16 protein-coding genes are annotated in these 15913 nt (G+C 65.8%); 12 read left to right on the top strand and 4 right to left on the bottom strand.

What is annotated here, in order from left to right:
- The first annotated feature begins 16 nt into the window (after positions 1-16).
- The 6 genes from C0V72_RS08160 (at position 17) to C0V72_RS08185 (ending at position 6191) form a co-directional block, all read left to right on the top strand.
- Complete coding sequence (locus tag C0V72_RS08160) at positions 17-802, top strand: enoyl-CoA hydratase-related protein (protein ID WP_101793349.1); 786 nt, start codon at positions 17-19, stop codon at positions 800-802.
- A 125-nt stretch (positions 803-927) separates the two neighbouring features.
- On the top strand, positions 928-3081 hold the full coding sequence (gene scpA, locus C0V72_RS08165; protein WP_101793351.1) for a methylmalonyl-CoA mutase: 2154 nt from the start codon (positions 928-930) through the stop codon (positions 3079-3081).
- 171 nt (positions 3082-3252) lie between these two features.
- Positions 3253-3459, top strand: coding sequence for a hypothetical protein (locus tag C0V72_RS08170; RefSeq protein ID WP_101793353.1), 207 nt, complete (start codon positions 3253-3255; stop codon positions 3457-3459).
- Positions 3456-4466 (top strand): biotin synthase BioB, encoded by a 1011-nt coding sequence (gene bioB, locus C0V72_RS08175; RefSeq protein ID WP_101793356.1) that lies wholly within the window; start codon positions 3456-3458, stop codon positions 4464-4466. The genes C0V72_RS08170 and bioB overlap by 4 nt, the downstream gene beginning before the upstream one ends.
- Positions 4463-5293: an alpha/beta hydrolase gene (locus tag C0V72_RS08180; protein ID WP_233999847.1), complete on the top strand. Its 831-nt coding sequence runs from the start codon at positions 4463-4465 to the stop codon at positions 5291-5293. Before bioB ends, C0V72_RS08180 begins: the two co-directional genes overlap by 4 nt.
- Positions 5294-5399: 106 nt before the next feature.
- Positions 5400-6191, top strand: coding sequence for a heme-dependent oxidative N-demethylase family protein (locus tag C0V72_RS08185; protein WP_101793358.1), 792 nt, complete (start codon positions 5400-5402; stop codon positions 6189-6191).
- A gap of 16 nt (positions 6192-6207) precedes the next feature.
- Here the strand turns inward: C0V72_RS08185 and C0V72_RS08190 are convergent, their stop codons facing one another.
- On the bottom strand, positions 6208-6801 hold the full coding sequence (locus tag C0V72_RS08190; protein WP_101793361.1) for a hypothetical protein: 594 nt from the start codon (positions 6799-6801) through the stop codon (positions 6208-6210).
- Positions 6802-7096: 295 nt separating this feature from the next.
- On the opposite strand from C0V72_RS08190, the gene C0V72_RS08195 reads away from it, so the two are divergent.
- Together C0V72_RS08195 and C0V72_RS08200 are read left to right on the top strand one after the other, a co-directional pair.
- Positions 7097-9151, top strand: coding sequence for an acetyl-CoA carboxylase biotin carboxylase subunit (locus tag C0V72_RS08195; protein ID WP_101793364.1), 2055 nt, complete (start codon positions 7097-7099; stop codon positions 9149-9151).
- A gap of 314 nt (positions 9152-9465) precedes the next feature.
- On the top strand, positions 9466-9750 hold the full coding sequence (locus tag C0V72_RS08200) for a hypothetical protein (protein ID WP_101793367.1): 285 nt from the start codon (positions 9466-9468) through the stop codon (positions 9748-9750).
- 10 nt (positions 9751-9760) lie between these two features.
- Here the strand turns inward: C0V72_RS08200 and C0V72_RS08205 are convergent, their stop codons facing one another.
- The 3 genes from C0V72_RS08205 to C0V72_RS08215 are packed head-to-tail and all read right to left on the bottom strand — an operon-like array spanning position 9761 to position 11894.
- Positions 9761-10219: a GNAT family N-acetyltransferase gene (locus tag C0V72_RS08205; protein ID WP_101793370.1), complete on the bottom strand. Its 459-nt coding sequence runs from the start codon at positions 10217-10219 to the stop codon at positions 9761-9763.
- Positions 10216-11334: a 3-dehydroquinate synthase gene (gene aroB, locus C0V72_RS08210; protein ID WP_101793373.1), complete on the bottom strand. Its 1119-nt coding sequence runs from the start codon at positions 11332-11334 to the stop codon at positions 10216-10218. The genes C0V72_RS08205 and aroB overlap by 4 nt, the downstream gene beginning before the upstream one ends.
- Positions 11325-11894, bottom strand: coding sequence for a shikimate kinase (locus C0V72_RS08215; protein WP_101793376.1), 570 nt, complete (start codon positions 11892-11894; stop codon positions 11325-11327). The genes aroB and C0V72_RS08215 overlap by 10 nt, the downstream gene beginning before the upstream one ends.
- Before the next feature lie 47 nt (positions 11895-11941).
- Here C0V72_RS08215 and C0V72_RS16205 point away from each other — a divergent pair, with 47 nt between their 5' ends.
- The 4 genes from C0V72_RS16205 to C0V72_RS08230 are packed head-to-tail and all read left to right on the top strand — an operon-like array spanning position 11942 to position 15887.
- Complete coding sequence (locus tag C0V72_RS16205) at positions 11942-12127, top strand: hypothetical protein (RefSeq protein ID WP_143704550.1); 186 nt, start codon at positions 11942-11944, stop codon at positions 12125-12127.
- Positions 12124-14034, top strand: coding sequence for a hypothetical protein (locus tag C0V72_RS08220; RefSeq protein WP_101793379.1), 1911 nt, complete (start codon positions 12124-12126; stop codon positions 14032-14034). Before C0V72_RS16205 ends, C0V72_RS08220 begins: the two co-directional genes overlap by 4 nt.
- Positions 14034-14933: a tyrosine recombinase gene (locus tag C0V72_RS08225; RefSeq protein ID WP_101793382.1), complete on the top strand. Its 900-nt coding sequence runs from the start codon at positions 14034-14036 to the stop codon at positions 14931-14933. The genes C0V72_RS08220 and C0V72_RS08225 overlap by 1 nt, the downstream gene beginning before the upstream one ends.
- Positions 14934-14942: 9 nt before the next feature.
- Positions 14943-15887 (top strand): acetyl-CoA carboxylase carboxyltransferase subunit alpha, encoded by a 945-nt coding sequence (locus tag C0V72_RS08230; protein WP_101793385.1) that lies wholly within the window; start codon positions 14943-14945, stop codon positions 15885-15887.
- Positions 15888-15913: the final 26 nt, after the last annotated feature.

Below are 15913 nucleotides of genomic sequence, written 5' to 3' on the forward strand. Positions count from 1 at the left end.
ACCCCCGGAGAGAAGAATGTCCTACGAAACCATCCGCGTCGAACGTGACGGCCCGCTGCTGACCATCACCCTCAACCGCCCCGAGCGGCTCAATGCCATGCCGCCGCAGATGGCGGACGAGCTGGGACAGGCGTTTTATGACCTCGGCGATGCGCGCGCGGTGCTGATCACCGGCGAGGGCAAGGGCTTCTGTTCGGGCGCGGATTTGTCGGCGCGCGGCGATGGCTCGGCGCTGGGCGGCAAGGGCGGCAGCCACGAGGCGCTGATCAATCACTACAACCCGGCGATCAGCCAGCTGATCCGCGCGAATGTCCCCGTGATCTGCGCGGTCAACGGCCCGGCGGCGGGTGTCGGCTGCTCGCTGGCGCTGGCGGCAGATTTCACCATCGCGGCCAAGAGCGCCTATTTCCTGCAAGCCTTCGTCAATATCGGCCTCGTGCCCGATGGCGGATCGACCTGGCTGCTCACCCGCGCCATCGGCCGCGCCCGCGCGACGCAGATGATGATGCTGGGCGAGAAGATCAGCGGCACGCAGGCCGAGGAATGGGGCCTCGTCTACAAGTGCGTCGAGGATGCCGACCTGATGACCGAGGCGCGCGCGCTCGCCGAAAAGCTCGCCAACGGGCCGACCGTCGCCTACGCCACGATGAAGCGCAATATCGCAGTCGCGCTCGATCAGAACCTGCAAATGGTGCTCTTGGCGGAAGCCGAGGGCCAGCGTATCGCGGGCGCGACCAAGGATGCGATGGAGGGCGGCATGGCCTTCCTCGATAAGCGGAAAGCGGAGTTCAAGGGGGAGTAAGGCTCCTCCGCATACCCACACCCGCTCGCCCTGAGCTTGTCGAAGGGCTGCACTTCTTCGGGTGCCAGGCTCAAGTAGAAGGGCAGGGCTTCGACAGGCTCAGCCCGAACGGATATGATAATCATATGACCCAAAAACCGACCCTCGAAGACTGGAACGCCCTCGCCGCCAAGGAAGTGAAGGGCCGCGACCTCACCTGGCACACGCCCGAAGGTTTCGTGATCAAGCCGCTCTACACAGCGGAAGATCACGCTGGCTTCGACCCCGGCCTGCCCGGTTTCGCCCCTTTCACCCGGGGCGTAAAGGCGAGCATGTATGCGGGCCGTCCGTGGACCATCCGCCAATATGCGGGCTTCTCGACCGCCGAGGAGAGCAACGCCTTCTACCGCCGCAATCTGGCGATGGGGCAGAAGGGCCTGTCGGTCGCCTTCGACCTCGCCACCCACCGCGGCTATGATTCCGATCACCCGCGCGTCGTCGGCGATGTCGGCAAGGCGGGCGTGGCGATCGATACGGTTGCGGACATGGAGATCCTGTTCGACCAGATCCCATTGGATTCCATGAGCGTTTCCATGACGATGAACGGCGCGGTGATCCCGGTGCTGGCCTTCTTCATCGTCGCGGCCGAGCGTCAGGGCGTGTCGCAAGACAAGCTGGAAGGCACGATCCAGAACGACATCCTCAAGGAGTTCATGGTCCGCAACACCTATATCTACCCGCCCGAGCCTTCGATGCGGATCATCTCGGACATCATCGCATATACCTCGGCCAACATGCCGAAATTCAACAGCATTTCGATCAGCGGCTACCATATGCACGAGGCCGGGGCGACGGCGGTACAGGAACTCGCCTTCACCATCGCCGATGGCAAGGAATATGCCGCCCGCGCGATGGCGGCAGGCCTCGATATCGACGCCTTCGCGGGCCGCCTCAGCTTCTTCTTCGGCATCGGCATGAACTTCTTCATGGAGATCGCCAAGCTGCGCGCCGCGCGCACGCTGTGGTACAAGGTGATGGACGATCTCGGCGCAAAGGACGAACGCTCCAAGATGCTGCGCACCCACTGCCAGACCAGCGGCGTCAGCTTGCAGGAGCAGGACCCCTACAACAACGTCATCCGCACCACGGTGGAGGCGATGGCGGCAGTGCTCGGCGGCACGCAGTCGCTCCACACCAACGCGCTCGATGAAGCCATCGCGCTCCCCACCGATTTCAGCGCCCGCATCGCCCGCAACACGCAGCTGGTGCTGCAAGAAGAAAGCGGGATCTGCAACGTGGTCGATCCGCTCGGCGGCTCGCATTACATCGAGGCGCTGACCGCAACACTGGTGGCCGAGGCCGAAGCGATGATGGCCGAGGTGGACGCGGCAGGCGGGATGACCGCCTACGTCGCCACCGGCGCGCCCAAGGCCGCGATCGAACGCGCGGCGGCGGAAAAGCAGACCAAGGTCGACATGGGCGAGACGGTGATCGTCGGCGTCAACAAGTATCGCAAGGAAAGCGAAGACGCGCTGGAGACCCTCGAGGTCGACAACCAGATGGTTCGCACCGGGCAGATCGCACGCCTCGCCAAGGTGCGCGAAGGGCGCGACGAGGCGGCTTGCCGGGCGGCGCTGGCGGCGTTGACGGCGGGCTGCGCTGCGGGCGAGAACGTGCTGGCTCTGGCGGTCGAGGCCGCGCGCCATGATGCGACGCTGGGCGAGATTTCCTCGGCGATGGAAGAGGTCTTCGGCCGCCATGATGCCACGCCCGCTCCGGTCAGCGGCGTCTATGCCAGTGCCTATGAATTCGACCGCCGCTGGGCGCAGGTGACGGACGGGGTCGAGGCCGTGGGCCGCCGCTTGGGCCGCAAGCCCCGCATCATGATCGCCAAGATGGGCCAGGACGGCCACGATCGCGGCGCGAACGTGATCGCGAGCGCGTTCGGTGACATGGGCTTCGAGGTCGTCTCCGGCCCGCTGTTCCAGACGCCCGAGGAATCGGTCGCAATGGCGCTTGAACACGATGTCGATGTGGTCGGCGCGTCGAGCCTTGCGGCAGGCCACAAGACCCTGATCCCCGAACTGATCCGGCTCCTGCGCGAAGCTGGGCGCGGCGATATCAAGGTGACGGCAGGCGGCGTGATCCCCCCGCAGGACTACGACTACCTGCGCGAGGCGGGGGTGCAGGGGATTTACGGGCCGGGAAGCAATGTTGTGGAGTGCGCGGCGGATATTCTGGTGCTGCTCGGCCACAACATGCCGCCGCTTGGTGAGGGGCTGGACGAGGCGGCGGAGTAGAATTTCCCCAACCCCGTTCGCCCTGAGCTTGTCGAAGGGCTGCCTTTCTTCTGCCCTGTCAGGCCAGAGGGAAGTGCAGGGCTTCGACAAGCTCAGCCCGAACGGTTATTGGGTTTTGCTGGTTGGCCACGGAGCCAGCGGTTCCTTGCGATGACGAAGGGTTGAAGCCAGATGAAACTCGCTGTTCGGCTTTTTCTCTTGGCGATTGCAGTTCCAACTATTTTCCTCGTCCATTTTTACGGCATGTTCTTAGTGGCGGCGCTGCTTCCAAGTTACGAAGCAGCGTTCGATTGGCCGATCCTTGGCTTCGCTATCCTCTCGTTTATCACGACCACGACCTTGGCGATCGCCTTCATTTTCAGAGATCAAAAGCAATGACCCACCCCCGCACCGACTGGACCCGCACCGAAATCGCAGGGCTGTTCGACCTGCCCTTCACCGAGCTGCTGTTCCAGGCCGCCAGCGTCCACCGCGAATTCCACCCGCCCACGCAGGTGCAGCTGTGCACCCTGCTCAGCATCAAAACCGGCGGGTGCCCCGAGGATTGCGGCTATTGCTCGCAGTCGGTCAGCGCTGACAGCGGCGTGGAAGCCACAAAACTGATGGACGTGCAGGCCGTCCTCCAGCGCGCGGCGCAGGCGAAGGATGCGGGCAGCCAGCGCTTCTGCATGGGCGCGGCGTGGCGCAATCCCAAGGACCGCGACATGCCTGCGATTGTCGAGATCGTGAAGGGCGTGCGCGACATGGGGCTGGAGACCTGCATGACGCTAGGGATGCTCGAACCGCATCAGGCAGCAATGCTCGCCGAGGCGGGGCTCGACTACTACAACCACAATATCGACAGCTCGCCGGAGTATTACGAGCGCGTTATCTCCACCCGCGATTTCCAATGCCGGCTCGATACGCTGGATCACGTGCGCAAGGCGGGGATCAACGTGTGCTCGGGCGGGATCGTCGGCATGGGGGAGACGCGGGAGGACCGGGTGGGCTTTGTCCACACGCTCGCCACCCTGCCGCAGCACCCCGAAAGCGTGCCGGTCAATGCGCTGGTGCCGGTCAAGGGCACGGTGCTGGGCAATATGCTGGCCGACACGCCGCTGGCCAAGATCGACGATATCGAATTCGTCCGCACCGTCGCGGTGGCCCGCATCACCATGCCGCGCTCGATGGTGCGACTGTCGGCGGGGCGCGAGTCCATGTCCGAGGCGACACAGGCGCTGTGCTTCCTTGCAGGTGCGAATTCGATCTTCACCGGCGACAAGCTGCTGACCGCGCCCAATGCGGGCGATGACAGCGACGGCGCGCTGTTCGCCAAACTGGGCCTGACCGCGCTCAAAGGCGAGGAACCCGCGCGGGCGTGCAAGAGCGCGGTGCCGGCGGAGTGATCGCGCTTCTCGTCGCAGCGGCACTGGCAACGGCTCCCGCGCCCGAGCCTGTACCGCTGACGATCGGCGAGACGGTCACTTTGGAGGCGCTCGGGGAAGCGCGGCAGATCAACATCATTCTGCCCCCCGACTACGCCGCTGATCCTGACAAGCGCTGGCCGGTGATCTATCTGCTCGACGGGGCCATGAAGCAGGACCTGATGATGGGAGCGGGCCTGATGCGCTGGGGAGCGCTGTGGGGGCGCAGCCGGGACGCGATCATCGTCGGGATCGAAACGAAGGACCGCCAGCGCGAACTCCTCCCGCCCTCCGCCGATCCCGCCGAGGCCAAGCGCTGGCCCAGCGCGGGTGAGAGCGAGAGCTTCCGCCGGTGGATCGCGGCCACGGTCAAGCCGATGATCGAGGCCCGCTACCGCCACGATGGCACAGCGTTCCTTGTCGGCGAAAGCGCAGCGGGGCATTTCGTGGTCGAGACCTGGGCGCAGGACCCCGGGCTGTTCACCGGTTACGCCGCGATCAGCCCCAGCCTGCAATGGGACTTCGAGGCGCTGAGCCGCCGGGCCGTGGGCGAGGACAAGCGCCCGCCGCTCTACCTCAGCCTGGCGGACGAGGGCGGGGCGACCGAAACGGCGATGGAGCGCCTGCTCAAGGCGCTGCCCGAGGGCCAGGCTTATTGCTTCTCCGACCGCCGCAATCAGTTGCGACACGCGACCGCATTGCACGGGTTGCTGCCCGAGGCGCTGCAATATCTGTTGCCGACCAGCGCGGATTGGCTGGCGGACTACGGCATGGTGCTGCGCTGCGAGAAGCGGGGCGGGGCGGGGTGACTGCGCTCTACTCTCGTCATCCCAGCCAAAGCTGGGACCTCGGGCGGCAAGCACAGCCCTTCACGGCCCTAGGCCCCAGCTTTCGCTGGGGTGACGGGGAAAGTGGATGACCCTCGGCTTTTCCGTTGACGCCCTGCTCCCCAAGGCGCGCGGCGGCGGGCAATTGCGCATGGGGCTGGTCAAGCTGGCGGAGCACGAGTGGCTCCAGCCTGCGCCCGATCTGGCGGCGCGTGCAGCAGGCTTTGCCGATTGGCCGCAAGGGGTGCAGTTATCGCCCGAGGTGGCCGAACCGGGCCGCGAATTGGCGGCGATGCTGGGCGTTGCAGGCGCGCTCCCCGAAGCGGCGCTGGCCGTCCACGAAGACCTGTGCCTGCTTACCCGGCGCGAGGGCGAGGAGGCCTACCGCCTGATCGGAGCCGCCGTCGCATGGCCTTCGGACTGGCATCCAGCGCAGAAAATCGGCCTGCCTTTGCGCGCGCTCCACGCGCCGATTGCGGGCTATGAGGAGCACCTCGCGACCGGCGTCGACCGCTTCATGGAGACGCTGCGCCCCGGCGCGATCTATGGCCGGTGCAACTGGTTCATCGCTGCGACCGATAACCGCCGCTGGCTCCCCGACCGCCCGCCCGCCGAAGCCTTCGCCCATGTCACGCCGCACAACGCGGGCGAGACCCTGTTCGTGCGCTCCGAACGACAGACCCTGCGCCGCCTGCCAGCAACCGGCGCGATCGTGTTCACTATCGGCATCTATGTCGAGCCGCTTGGGCGTCTCTCGCCCGCCAATATCGCCATGCTGGGCAAGGCGGTGCAGACCCTCGTCAGCGGGGAGGGCGACCGCAGGGGGGCGCCGGCCTATGCGCCCAGCCTTATCGCCTATGCGCAAGGGGCCGCTGACTGACCGCCAGCGCTTTGCGTCAGATCCCGGTATCGCGGTACAGGTGCACCTCTGCCAGCACATCGCTATCGGCAAAGATCAGCTTGATGTTCGCGCCGCCAAGCGTGGCCCCGCATGATGACCGGCCTTCGCCTTCGCCCGCTTCTTCCACTGACCGGCAGGTAAAGGCGATCCCGGGCAGATAGGCGGCAACGGCATCGACCACGTCTTCCTTCAGGCGGGCGTTGCCAATGCCCAGCGCTCGCACCGCGCCATTGCCGTAATCGTCGATGATGATGGTCTTGCGGTCGACCGTGCCGTTTTCATCGAAGGCATGGCGCACGTGCGGCGCGCTGGCGATCAGCCAATCGCACTGCCCGTTCACGTCGCAATCCTGTTCGATAATCTCGCGCAGTTGCAGGTCTGCCGCAGCCTCGCGCGTCATGCCGAACACAAGCTCGGAAAAGCTGCGATCCGCCTTGGCAATCAGCGCTGTTTGCACATCAATGGCGCTTTGTGTGTCGCGCAGCAGCGGGGCGGTGCCCTGCGTCGTACTGGCGTGAGCCGCAGGGCACAGCGTGAACATCAGTCCGGCGGCCAGCAGGGTGGATCGCGGCGAGAGGGTCAGTGTCATCGTGGGGTCATCCTTGGAGATCGAGCGCGTGTTCCCGGCTGGTGAGAGTGTTTCATGCAGAACCTGCAGGTTGCCTTCCTAACCCTACAGCCGTGTGACGGCAAAATTCTGCTGCGTGCGGTGCCCCTGCATCCACAAGTTTTTCGCACAAAATCAGCGTTCCGCCAATGCCGGACCGCGCATGGTCCGCTCTGCCATTGCAGCCTGTCGCCCCAAATCCGCTAGCTTGCGGTGCGCTTAATACCTCGGCATAGCCCGGAGCGAAAGATCATGCTTTTGCACGAGAGGTTTGCCCGTGTTCTCGAAAATCCTGATTGCCAACCGCGGCGAGATCGCCTGCCGGGTCATCACCACCGCCCGCAAAATGGGGATCAAGACCGTAGCGGTCTATTCCGACGCTGACGCGCGCGCGCCGTTTGTGGCGATGGCCGACGAGGCAGTGCATATTGGCCCGTCGCCCGCGGCCGAATCCTACCTGATCGCGGACAAGATCATCGCCGCCTGCAAGCAGACCGGGGCTGAGGCCGTCCACCCCGGCTACGGCTTCCTGTCCGAACGCACCTCATTTGCCGAGGCGCTCGCCAAGGAAAACATCGCCTTCATCGGCCCGCCCGTTGGCGCGATTGCCGCCATGGGCGACAAGATCGAATCCAAGAAACTCGCGATGCAGGCGGGCGTCAATGTCGTGCCCGGCTTCGTTGGCGAGATCGAGGATACCGAACATGCGGTGCGCATCTCCAACGAGATCGGCTATCCGGTGATGATGAAGGCCAGCGCCGGGGGCGGGGGCAAGGGGATGCGCCTTGCCTATAGCGAAGCCGACGTGCGCGAAGGTTTTGAAAGCGTCAAGCGCGAGGGGCTGAACTCCTTCGGCGATGACCGTGTGTTCATCGAGAAGTTCATCCTCAATCCGCGCCACATCGAAATCCAGATCCTCGGCGACCAGCACGGCAATATCCTCTACTTGAACGAGCGCGAATGCTCGATCCAGCGCCGCCACCAGAAGGTGGTCGAGGAAGCACCATCGCCGTTTGTGACGCCGAAAATGCGCAAGGCGATGGGCGAGCAATGCGTCGCTCTGGCGCGCGCGGTGGGGTATTACAGCGCGGGCACGGTCGAGCTGATCGTCAGTGGCGCGGACCCGACGGGGGAGAGCTTCTACTTCCTCGAAATGAACACCCGGCTTCAGGTGGAGCACCCCGTCACCGAAGCGATCACCGGGATCGACCTGGTCGAACAGATGATCCGCGTGGCGGCGGGCGAAAAGCTTGCCATGACGCAGGACGATATCGGCATCGACGGCTGGGCGATCGAAAACCGCGTCTATGCCGAAGACCCCTATCGCGGCTTCCTGCCTTCGACTGGGCGGCTGGTGCATTATCAGCCCCCGCTGGCTGGCTGGCAGGAGGACGAGCAGGTGGCGGGCAAGGCCCGGCGCGGGGTCGCGCGCGGCACCGGCTCGGTGCGCGTCGATGACGGCGTGTATGAAGGCGGCGAGGTCTCGCGCTTCTACGATCCGATGATCGCCAAGCTCATCACCTGGGCACCCACGCGCGACGAAGCGGCGGACCTCCAGATCGAAGCGCTCGACAATTTCCGCATCAAGGGACTCGGCCATAATGTCGATTTCCTGAGCGCGATCATGCAGCACCCGCGCTTCCGTTCGGGTGAGCTCACCACCGGCTTCATCGCCGAGGAATACCCCGATGGCTTCCACGGCGCGGCGACCAGCGACGATGTAAAGCGCATCCTCGCCGCCGTGTGCGCGGGCAACGAATTCACCCTTCAAAGCCGCGCGCGCCGGATCACCGGCCAGCTGGACGGGCCGCTCCCGGTCACCAGCGAGTGGCTGGTCAAGCTGGGCGACGAGCGCTTCGACGTCACCCTTGGCGAGGGCCACGCAGTGGTCGGCGGTGTGCGGGTCGAAGGCACGTGCAACTGGCGACCCGGCATGGTGCAGGCCGAAGCAACCGGCCAGATCGGAGACGGGCCAGAGCACAAGCTCGGCCTGATCGTCGAGCGCATCGGCAACCAGTGGAAGGTCACCACCCGCGGCGCGGCGCACACGGTTCTGGCGTTGCCGCAGCGGCTGGCCCGGCATGAAAGCCTGATGCTCGAAAAGGTCCCGCCCGATCTCTCGCGCTACCTGATTTGCCCGATGCCCGGCATGCTGGTGAAGCTCCACGTCGCCGAGGGTGAAACCGTGCAGCCCGGTCAGCCGCTGGCGACGGTGGAGGCGATGAAGATGGAAAACATCCTGCGCGCCGAAAAGGAAGGCGTGATCGCCAAGATCAACGCCGCCGAGGGCGAGAGCCTCGCGGTGGACGCGGTGATCCTGGAACTGGAATAGGCAAGGGCCACGCTGAGCGCTGCTGACAAGCGCTCAGCGTAGCCAGCTATCCTGCGCCCCAGTGAACCGCCAGACGGCGACCGCTGTGTCCGGATCGGCGATCCTGTTATCGCGTTTGTGCGGCAACAGGCCATATTGCTGCCCGGCTCGGCAATACCCTTGCGCGCCTGTTGCATATCTGCGCCCATCTCGTGATTTCCGGCACAATTTTATTGGGGCCCCTGTCCACCACCCGCAGGTGTGAGACACTCTGCCATTGCCGAGTCGCGGTATCTCCCGCGGCGGCAGATTAAATCTCGGGGGAGAATTTGATCATGGCACACACCGGAACCGGGTTTTTCGACCGGAAAGGCAATTTCTTCAAAACCGCGCGTGAGGCGACTGTTAGCGATCTGGCGGGGCTGCTGGGCCAGATCGGCGAAGGCGAAAGCCTAGCGCCGGGCATCGCTTACATGATGCTGGAACGCCGCGCCGAGATTGAGCGGCTGTTTGCCGAGCATGATGCAATGCTCGGCGAAGAAGCAGCGATGAAGGCGGCGCGCGCAGCGGCAGAGCCAATGGGCAATGTCGCCAAGCTGCCGAGCCGTCCGGCGCATTGATCCCGCGCATTTAGTCCAGTGCGAGGTGCAGGCACTGGTTGAACGCACTCAAGCGGTATTCGCCGAAAGCCGCGCCATTGGCGAACCCCCGGTTGCGGTAGAGTGCAAGCGCCGGTTCAAACGCCGGGCCGCTGCCGGTCTCGAGGCTGAGCCGGGTAACGCCAAGGCTGCGGGCATGGTCGATCATGGTGTCCAGCAACCTTGCTGCAATCCCCCGGCGCAGGAAATCAGGGTGGGTGCGCATGGATTTGATCTCCGCCGCGCCGTCTTCCAGCCGCTTCATCGCGCCGATGCCCACCACCATGCCGTCAATGCGCGCGTCCCACACACTGATCGCCGGATCGCGCAAGGCCGACAAATCCAGCGCAAAGCTGTGTCCGGCGGGCGATCCCGCCAGCATCGCCTGCTGATGATAGGCGATCAGCCACTGCACCTGACCATCATCGAGGTCGGCAGGAGCGATCATCATGCGGCCAGTTCCGCATCGAGAAAGGCTGCAATATCGGTCAGATCGACATCGCGCGCCACGTAAGCCTCGCCCAGCTTGCGCAGCAACAGGAAGGGCAGGGTGGCGCCTTCCGCCTTCTTGTCGTGGCGCATGTGGCGGGCCAGCACCGTGCCGGTGCAGGCGAGGCCGAGTGCTGAAAGGCTCGCCGGCAAGCCCGCCGCAGCGATCGCGCCAGCCGCCCGTTCGGCGTCAGCGGTGCCAATCTCTCCCCGCCGCGCGGAATAACGCGCTGCCAGCACCATGCCAAGCGCCACCGCCTCGCCGTGGAGAAGGCGGTCGGAAAAGCCGGTCTCGGCCTCCAGCGCGTGGCCGAAGGTGTGGCCAAGATTGAGCAGCGCCCGCAAGTCTTGCGTCTCGCGCTCGTCGGCGGCGACGATACGGGCCTTCATGGCAATGCTGGTGGCAATGGCATGCTCAAGCGCCTGAGGTTCACGCGCCAACACCATGTTTGCGTTGGCTTCCAGCCATGCAAAGAAAGCCGCATCGCCGAGCAGACCGTATTTGACCACCTCGGCATAACCGGCGCGCATTTCGCGGGGCGGCAGGGTGGCCAGCACCAGCGGATCGATCAGGACGAGGGCGGGCTGATGGAAGGCACCAATCAGGTTCTTGCCCGCGCGCGTGTTGATCGCGGTCTTGCCGCCGACCGACGAATCGACCTGTGCCAGCAGGGTCGTTGGCAATTGCACAAAGCCGCAGCCGCGTTTGGTGATCGCGCAGGCAAATCCGACCAGATCGCCCACCACGCCGCCGCCCAGCGCAAACACATGGTCTTTGCGGGTGACACCCAGCGCCAGCAGCCAGTCGCACAAGCGTTCCAGCACGCCCCAGGTCTTGGCGTCTTCGCCCGGTTCGACCACGAACCAATCCGGCGTGAAACCGTTGGCGGCAAGATTGGCGGTGATCGCTGGGGCATACAGGCGGTGCGTGTTGGTATCGGCCACGAACGGCACCCGCCGTCCGCTGGCGTAACCTTTCAGAAACGGCGCGGCCACATCGGCAATCCGTTCCAGCACGCCTTCTTCGATCACAACATCATAAGCGCGCCCGGCCAGAGCGACAGGAATTACAGCCATTGGTCAATTGCCTCGATAATCGCGCGGGCGGTATCGGCGTGGGGGCCGGTTTCGCTGACAACGCGGATGGGGGCCTGCCGGTAGAAGGGCGCGCGTTCCTGCGCCAGCCGGGTGAGGATTTCTTTGGGATCGCCGTTTTGCAGCAGCGGGCGGTTGCCGCGCCGTGCGGTGCGTTCCACCAGCGTATCAATGTCGCAATCGATCCACACCGCGATCCCGCGATCAAGGATCAGCGCGCGGGTGGACGGATCGACAAACGCGCCGCCGCCGGTAGCGATGACACCATGGGCTTCGTCCATCAGGCGGGCGATGACCCGGCGTTCGCCATCCCGGAAATAGGCCTCACCGAAGGTTTCGAAGATTTCCGGGATCGAACGCTGGGCGGCCTCGACAATGGCTTCGTCTGCATCGACAAAGCCGCGGCCGAGCAGGCTGGCAACCTTGCGGCCCACTGTCGTCTTACCCACGCCCATCAGGCCGACCAGCACCACCGGGCGCGAAACCCGCGCGGCGATGGCGGCTAGCGCGGCAGGATCGTTGAGATGGGGTGCGGCGGACATTGCCGCAGGGCCTATAGATGGGCTAGGGCACGCGCAATATGGTAAGCATGCGCCGCCCACCGCGTCTCTCCCCTTCCGGGCTTGAGGAAACTCCGCTGCCGCGCCCGCGGCGCTGGCCGTTGATTGCGGGCGTAGCGGCGACCGTGCTGCTGGTGCTCGCGTGGTTCGATGGCGGGGAAGAGCCGCTTCATCCCATTGCCGAAACCGTCGCTTTGCCGGGACAAGGGCAATGACCCGGCTGCGCTGGAGTGCGAGCGTGCTGGCCATCGGGCTGGCAGGCGCGCTGGGCGGGGCGGCTGTGTCCGGCTTTGCCGCTGCGCAGGGCAAGCCCGAATCGCTGCTGCCGCCGGGGTTTGATGATCCCGCGCCCGCGCCGACCCCGCGTGCCAGCCCGGCGCCGACGTCTGCCCCCGGCACTGCGCCGCCGCCACCGCCGGTTGCGCAGCCCGGCACCGCGCCGCTGCCCGGCGTGCCGGTCGATCCCGCCACCCTGCCGCCGCTGCCGTCCATTTCGCGCAGCGACCTGTCGCGCTTGCCGAGCCTTGAAGCGCTCGAAAACATGTCGACCGAAGAGCTTGACCAACTGCTCGGGTTGAAGCCGAAGTCCGATATTCCGCCCGGCGCACAGCGGGCGCTGACCCGCGTGGGTGTGCTGGCCAGTGACGAAGGCGGATTGCCGCCCGCCGCGCTCGCCAATCAGCCGATCGCGCTGGTGCGGGCCGCGCTGCAAGGCACGCAAAGCCCGGTGGTATCGCGCTGGGGGCACATCCTGCTGCGCCGCGCATTGGCCAGCCGCTTTGCCGCGCCGCTGGGCATGGACCCGGTCGAATTTGCCGCGCTGCGGGTGGGCGTGCTCAACCGGATCGGCGAATATGCGCTGGCCCGCGCGGTGGTGCAGGATATCGACAGCGCCAGCTGGTCGCCTGCGCTGACGCAGGAAGCCTTGACGGCCTATCTTGCCAGCGGCGATCTGACCGGCGCTTGTCCGGCGGTGCGCATGCAAGGCTCGCAGCGGACCGATGGCGAATGGCAGCTGTGGCAGGCGATTTGCAACGCTTATGCCGGGGAGCCTGCACTGGCCGCCTCGCAGCTAGACCGTGCCTTGTTTCGCGGGGCGGCGCCGCGGATCGATGTGCTGCTGGCGCGGCGCTTTGCCGGGGCGGCGGGGCGCGGACAGCGGGCGGTGCAGATCGAATGGCAGGGGGTCGATGCGCTCAACCCGTGGCGGTTCGGTGTAGCGACGGCGGTGGGCGAACCCTTGCCGGAAGGCTTGCTGGATAGCACGCTGAAGGCGAAGGACGGGGTCTATTATGCCCGCGCCGGCGCGCTGCTGCCGATGCTGCCGGCCAGCCAGCGCGCGCCCTTGGCCGGTATCGCCGCGCGGGAGGGCATTCTGTCGGCCGATGCGATGGTCGATCTCTATTCCGAGATCTACGGCGATCCCGCCGCCGCAGGCGACGCGCAGACCCATGCGGCAACCCTGCGCGAGGCCTATCTGGCGAGCGATCCTGCTGCGCGGATTGCCGCCATGCAGCGGTTGTGGGCGGCGGGTCCGGCGCTGGGCGGAGGGGATGGCTACGGCGCGCGCGTGCTGACTGCCTATGCCGCGGCCCGTATTCCGGCGAGCGAGGATCACGCAGGCGCCGCCGGCGATCTGATCGCTGCCATGCTGGCCGCCGGGCTTGATCGCAATGCCGATCGCTGGGCCAATGTGGTCGAGGAAGGCTCGCTGGGCTGGGCGTTGATCGCTCTCGCTTCCCCGCGCAGTAATGGTGCAGTGGGGCAGGGTGCGGTCGAAAGTTTCATCGGCAACGACGATAGCGAAGGATCGCGCAAGTCTGCCTTTCTGGTCGCCGGGCTGGCCGGCCTGGGTCGTCTGGACGAAGGCGATGCTGCCACGTTGGCCGATGATCTCGGGTTCGATCTCGCGCGCCAGACCCGCTGGACCAACGCGATCGCCCGCGCGGGCGCGGTCGGCAATCCGGCGCTGGCGGTGTTGCTGGCAGGGCTGGGGATGCAGGGGACAAGCTGGTCGCAGATGACCCCGCTTCATCTGTATCACATCACATCCGCGCTGACCCGCGCAGGGCTTGAAGCCGAGGCAAGGATGATCGCGGCCGAGGCTGTGGCGCGCGGGTAATGTCCGCCGCGACCGAGGCGTTTCTTGCAATGCTGGCGGCTGAACGCGGCGCCGCGCTGAACACGCTGTCGGCCTATCGCCGCGATCTTGATGGCGCCGAAGAAGCCATCGGCGATCTGGCGGCAGCGCCGCGTGATGCGGTTGCATCGCTGGCGGGCGAATGGGCCAGCCTTGCGCCTGCGAGCGTGGCGCGCAAGGCATCGGCGCTGCGGCAATTCTTTGGTTTTGCAGTGGATGAAGGCTGGCGTCAGGATGATCCGTCTGGCGCGCTGCCCGCCCCGCGCACGCGCCGCGCGTTGCCCAAGGTTCTGGGGCATGACCAGATCACCGCCCTGTTTGCCCGCGCCGAGGAAGAAGCGGCCACGAACGATCCCAAGGCGGTGCGGCTGCTGACCGTGATCGAGCTGCTGTATGGTTCGGGTCTGCGCGCGAGCGAGCTGGCGGCGCTGCCGGTGCACGCGGTTCCGCGCGATGCGCCATTTCTGACAGTAACGGGCAAGGGCGGCGCAACCCGGCTGGTGCCGGTCGGTGCACGCGCCTTGGCGGCGCTGGGGCGCTGGCTTGAACTGCGCCCGCAGATACCGGCGTCGCGCTATCTGTTTCCGGCCGGCAATGGCCGCACGGCCGGCCAGCACCTCAGCCGGGTGCGCTTGTTTCAGCTTATCAAAGGCCTCGCGGGCCGGGCCGGGATCGATCCTGCGTCCATCAGCCCGCATGTGCTGCGTCATGCCTTTGCCACGCACCTGCTGGAAGGCGGGGCGGACCTGCGCGTCTTGCAAACCCTGCTGGGCCATGCCGACATTTCCACCACCCAGATCTACACCCATGTGGACAGCGCCCGGCTGGTTGCCCTCGTCAATTCCCGCCACCCGCTTGCAACGCGGGCCACATCCGACTAGCTCGGCGCCATGATTTCTTACCTCGATTTCGAGAAACCCGTCGCCGCGCTGGAAGAACGCATCGCGCAATTGCGCAGCGTCAATGCGTTGCATGATGTCGATGTCGCCAGCGAGATCGGGAGGCTTGAGGCCAAGAGCACTGAACTGCTCGCCAGCACCTATGCCTCGCTGACCCCGTGGCAAAAGACCCAGGTCGCCCGCCATCCCCAGCGCCCGCATTTCCGCGACTATGTCACCCATGCCTTCAGCGAATTCATCCCGCTGGGCGGAGACCGGCTGTATGGCGACGACCTTGCCATCATGGGCGGTTTTGCGCGGCTGAACGGGCGCCGGGTGATGCTGATCGGGCACGAGAAGGGCAATGATACGCAAAGCCGGATCAAGCACAATTTCGGCATGGGCAAGCCCGAAGGCTATCGCAAGGCGATCCGCCTGATGGAACTGGCGAGCCGATTCGGTCTGCCGGTGGTGACGCTGGTGGATACCTCGGGCGCGTTTCCGGGGATCGAGGCGGAAGAACGCGGGCAGGCCGAAGCCATCGCCCGTTCGACCGAGGCCTGCCTTGCGCTCGAAGTGCCGATGGTGGCAGCGATCGTCGGTGAAGGCGGATCGGGCGGGGCGGTGGCGCTCGCCAGCGCCAACCGGGTGCTGATGATGGAACACGCCGTCTATTCGGTGATCTCGCCCGAAGGGTGCGCCTCGATCTTGTGGCGCACGTCGGAAAAGGCACCCGAAGCGGCGCAAGCCATGAAGGTGACCGCGCAGCATCTCAAGCGCGACAATGTCATTGATCGCATCATCAAGGAACCCGTGGGCGGCGCGCACCGTGATCCGGCCGCCGCCGCACGCATGCTGGGGACCGCGCTGACAGAAGAGATTGATAGCCTGTCGGCCCACAGCGGCGCTGCGATTGTCGCGCAGCGCGAAGCGCGGTTCCTTGCGATCGGCGGGTAGCGCGCGCCGCGCCAGCGGCTGTTAAG

Origin of the sequence: Porphyrobacter sp. TH134, assembly GCF_002855495.1 — a bacterium.
Lineage (GTDB): Bacteria > Pseudomonadota > Alphaproteobacteria > Sphingomonadales > Sphingomonadaceae > Erythrobacter.

Bases quoted from the DNA above. Each gene is read 5' to 3' on its own strand.
- C0V72_RS08160 (WP_101793349.1), top strand. From the start codon at position 17: ATGTCCTACGAAACCATCCGCGTCGAACGTGACGGCCCGCTGCTGACC.
- scpA (WP_101793351.1), top strand. From the start codon at position 928: ATGACCCAAAAACCGACCCTCGAAGACTGGAACGCCCTCGCCGCCAAG.
- C0V72_RS08170 (WP_101793353.1), top strand. From the start codon at position 3,253: ATGAAACTCGCTGTTCGGCTTTTTCTCTTGGCGATTGCAGTTCCAACT.
- bioB (WP_101793356.1), top strand. From the start codon at position 3,456: ATGACCCACCCCCGCACCGACTGGACCCGCACCGAAATCGCAGGGCTG.
- C0V72_RS08185 (WP_101793358.1), top strand. From the start codon at position 5,400: ATGACCCTCGGCTTTTCCGTTGACGCCCTGCTCCCCAAGGCGCGCGGC.
- C0V72_RS08190 (WP_101793361.1), bottom strand. From the start codon at position 6,801: ATGACACTGACCCTCTCGCCGCGATCCACCCTGCTGGCCGCCGGACTG.
- C0V72_RS08200 (WP_101793367.1), top strand. From the start codon at position 9,466: ATGGCACACACCGGAACCGGGTTTTTCGACCGGAAAGGCAATTTCTTC.
- C0V72_RS08205 (WP_101793370.1), bottom strand. From the start codon at position 10,219: ATGATGATCGCTCCTGCCGACCTCGATGATGGTCAGGTGCAGTGGCTG.
- aroB (WP_101793373.1), bottom strand. From the start codon at position 11,334: ATGGCTGTAATTCCTGTCGCTCTGGCCGGGCGCGCTTATGATGTTGTG.
- C0V72_RS08215 (WP_101793376.1), bottom strand. From the start codon at position 11,894: ATGTCCGCCGCACCCCATCTCAACGATCCTGCCGCGCTAGCCGCCATC.
- C0V72_RS16205 (WP_143704550.1), top strand. From the start codon at position 11,942: ATGCGCCGCCCACCGCGTCTCTCCCCTTCCGGGCTTGAGGAAACTCCG.
- C0V72_RS08220 (WP_101793379.1), top strand. From the start codon at position 12,124: ATGACCCGGCTGCGCTGGAGTGCGAGCGTGCTGGCCATCGGGCTGGCA.
- C0V72_RS08225 (WP_101793382.1), top strand. From the start codon at position 14,034: ATGTCCGCCGCGACCGAGGCGTTTCTTGCAATGCTGGCGGCTGAACGC.
- C0V72_RS08230 (WP_101793385.1), top strand. From the start codon at position 14,943: ATGATTTCTTACCTCGATTTCGAGAAACCCGTCGCCGCGCTGGAAGAA.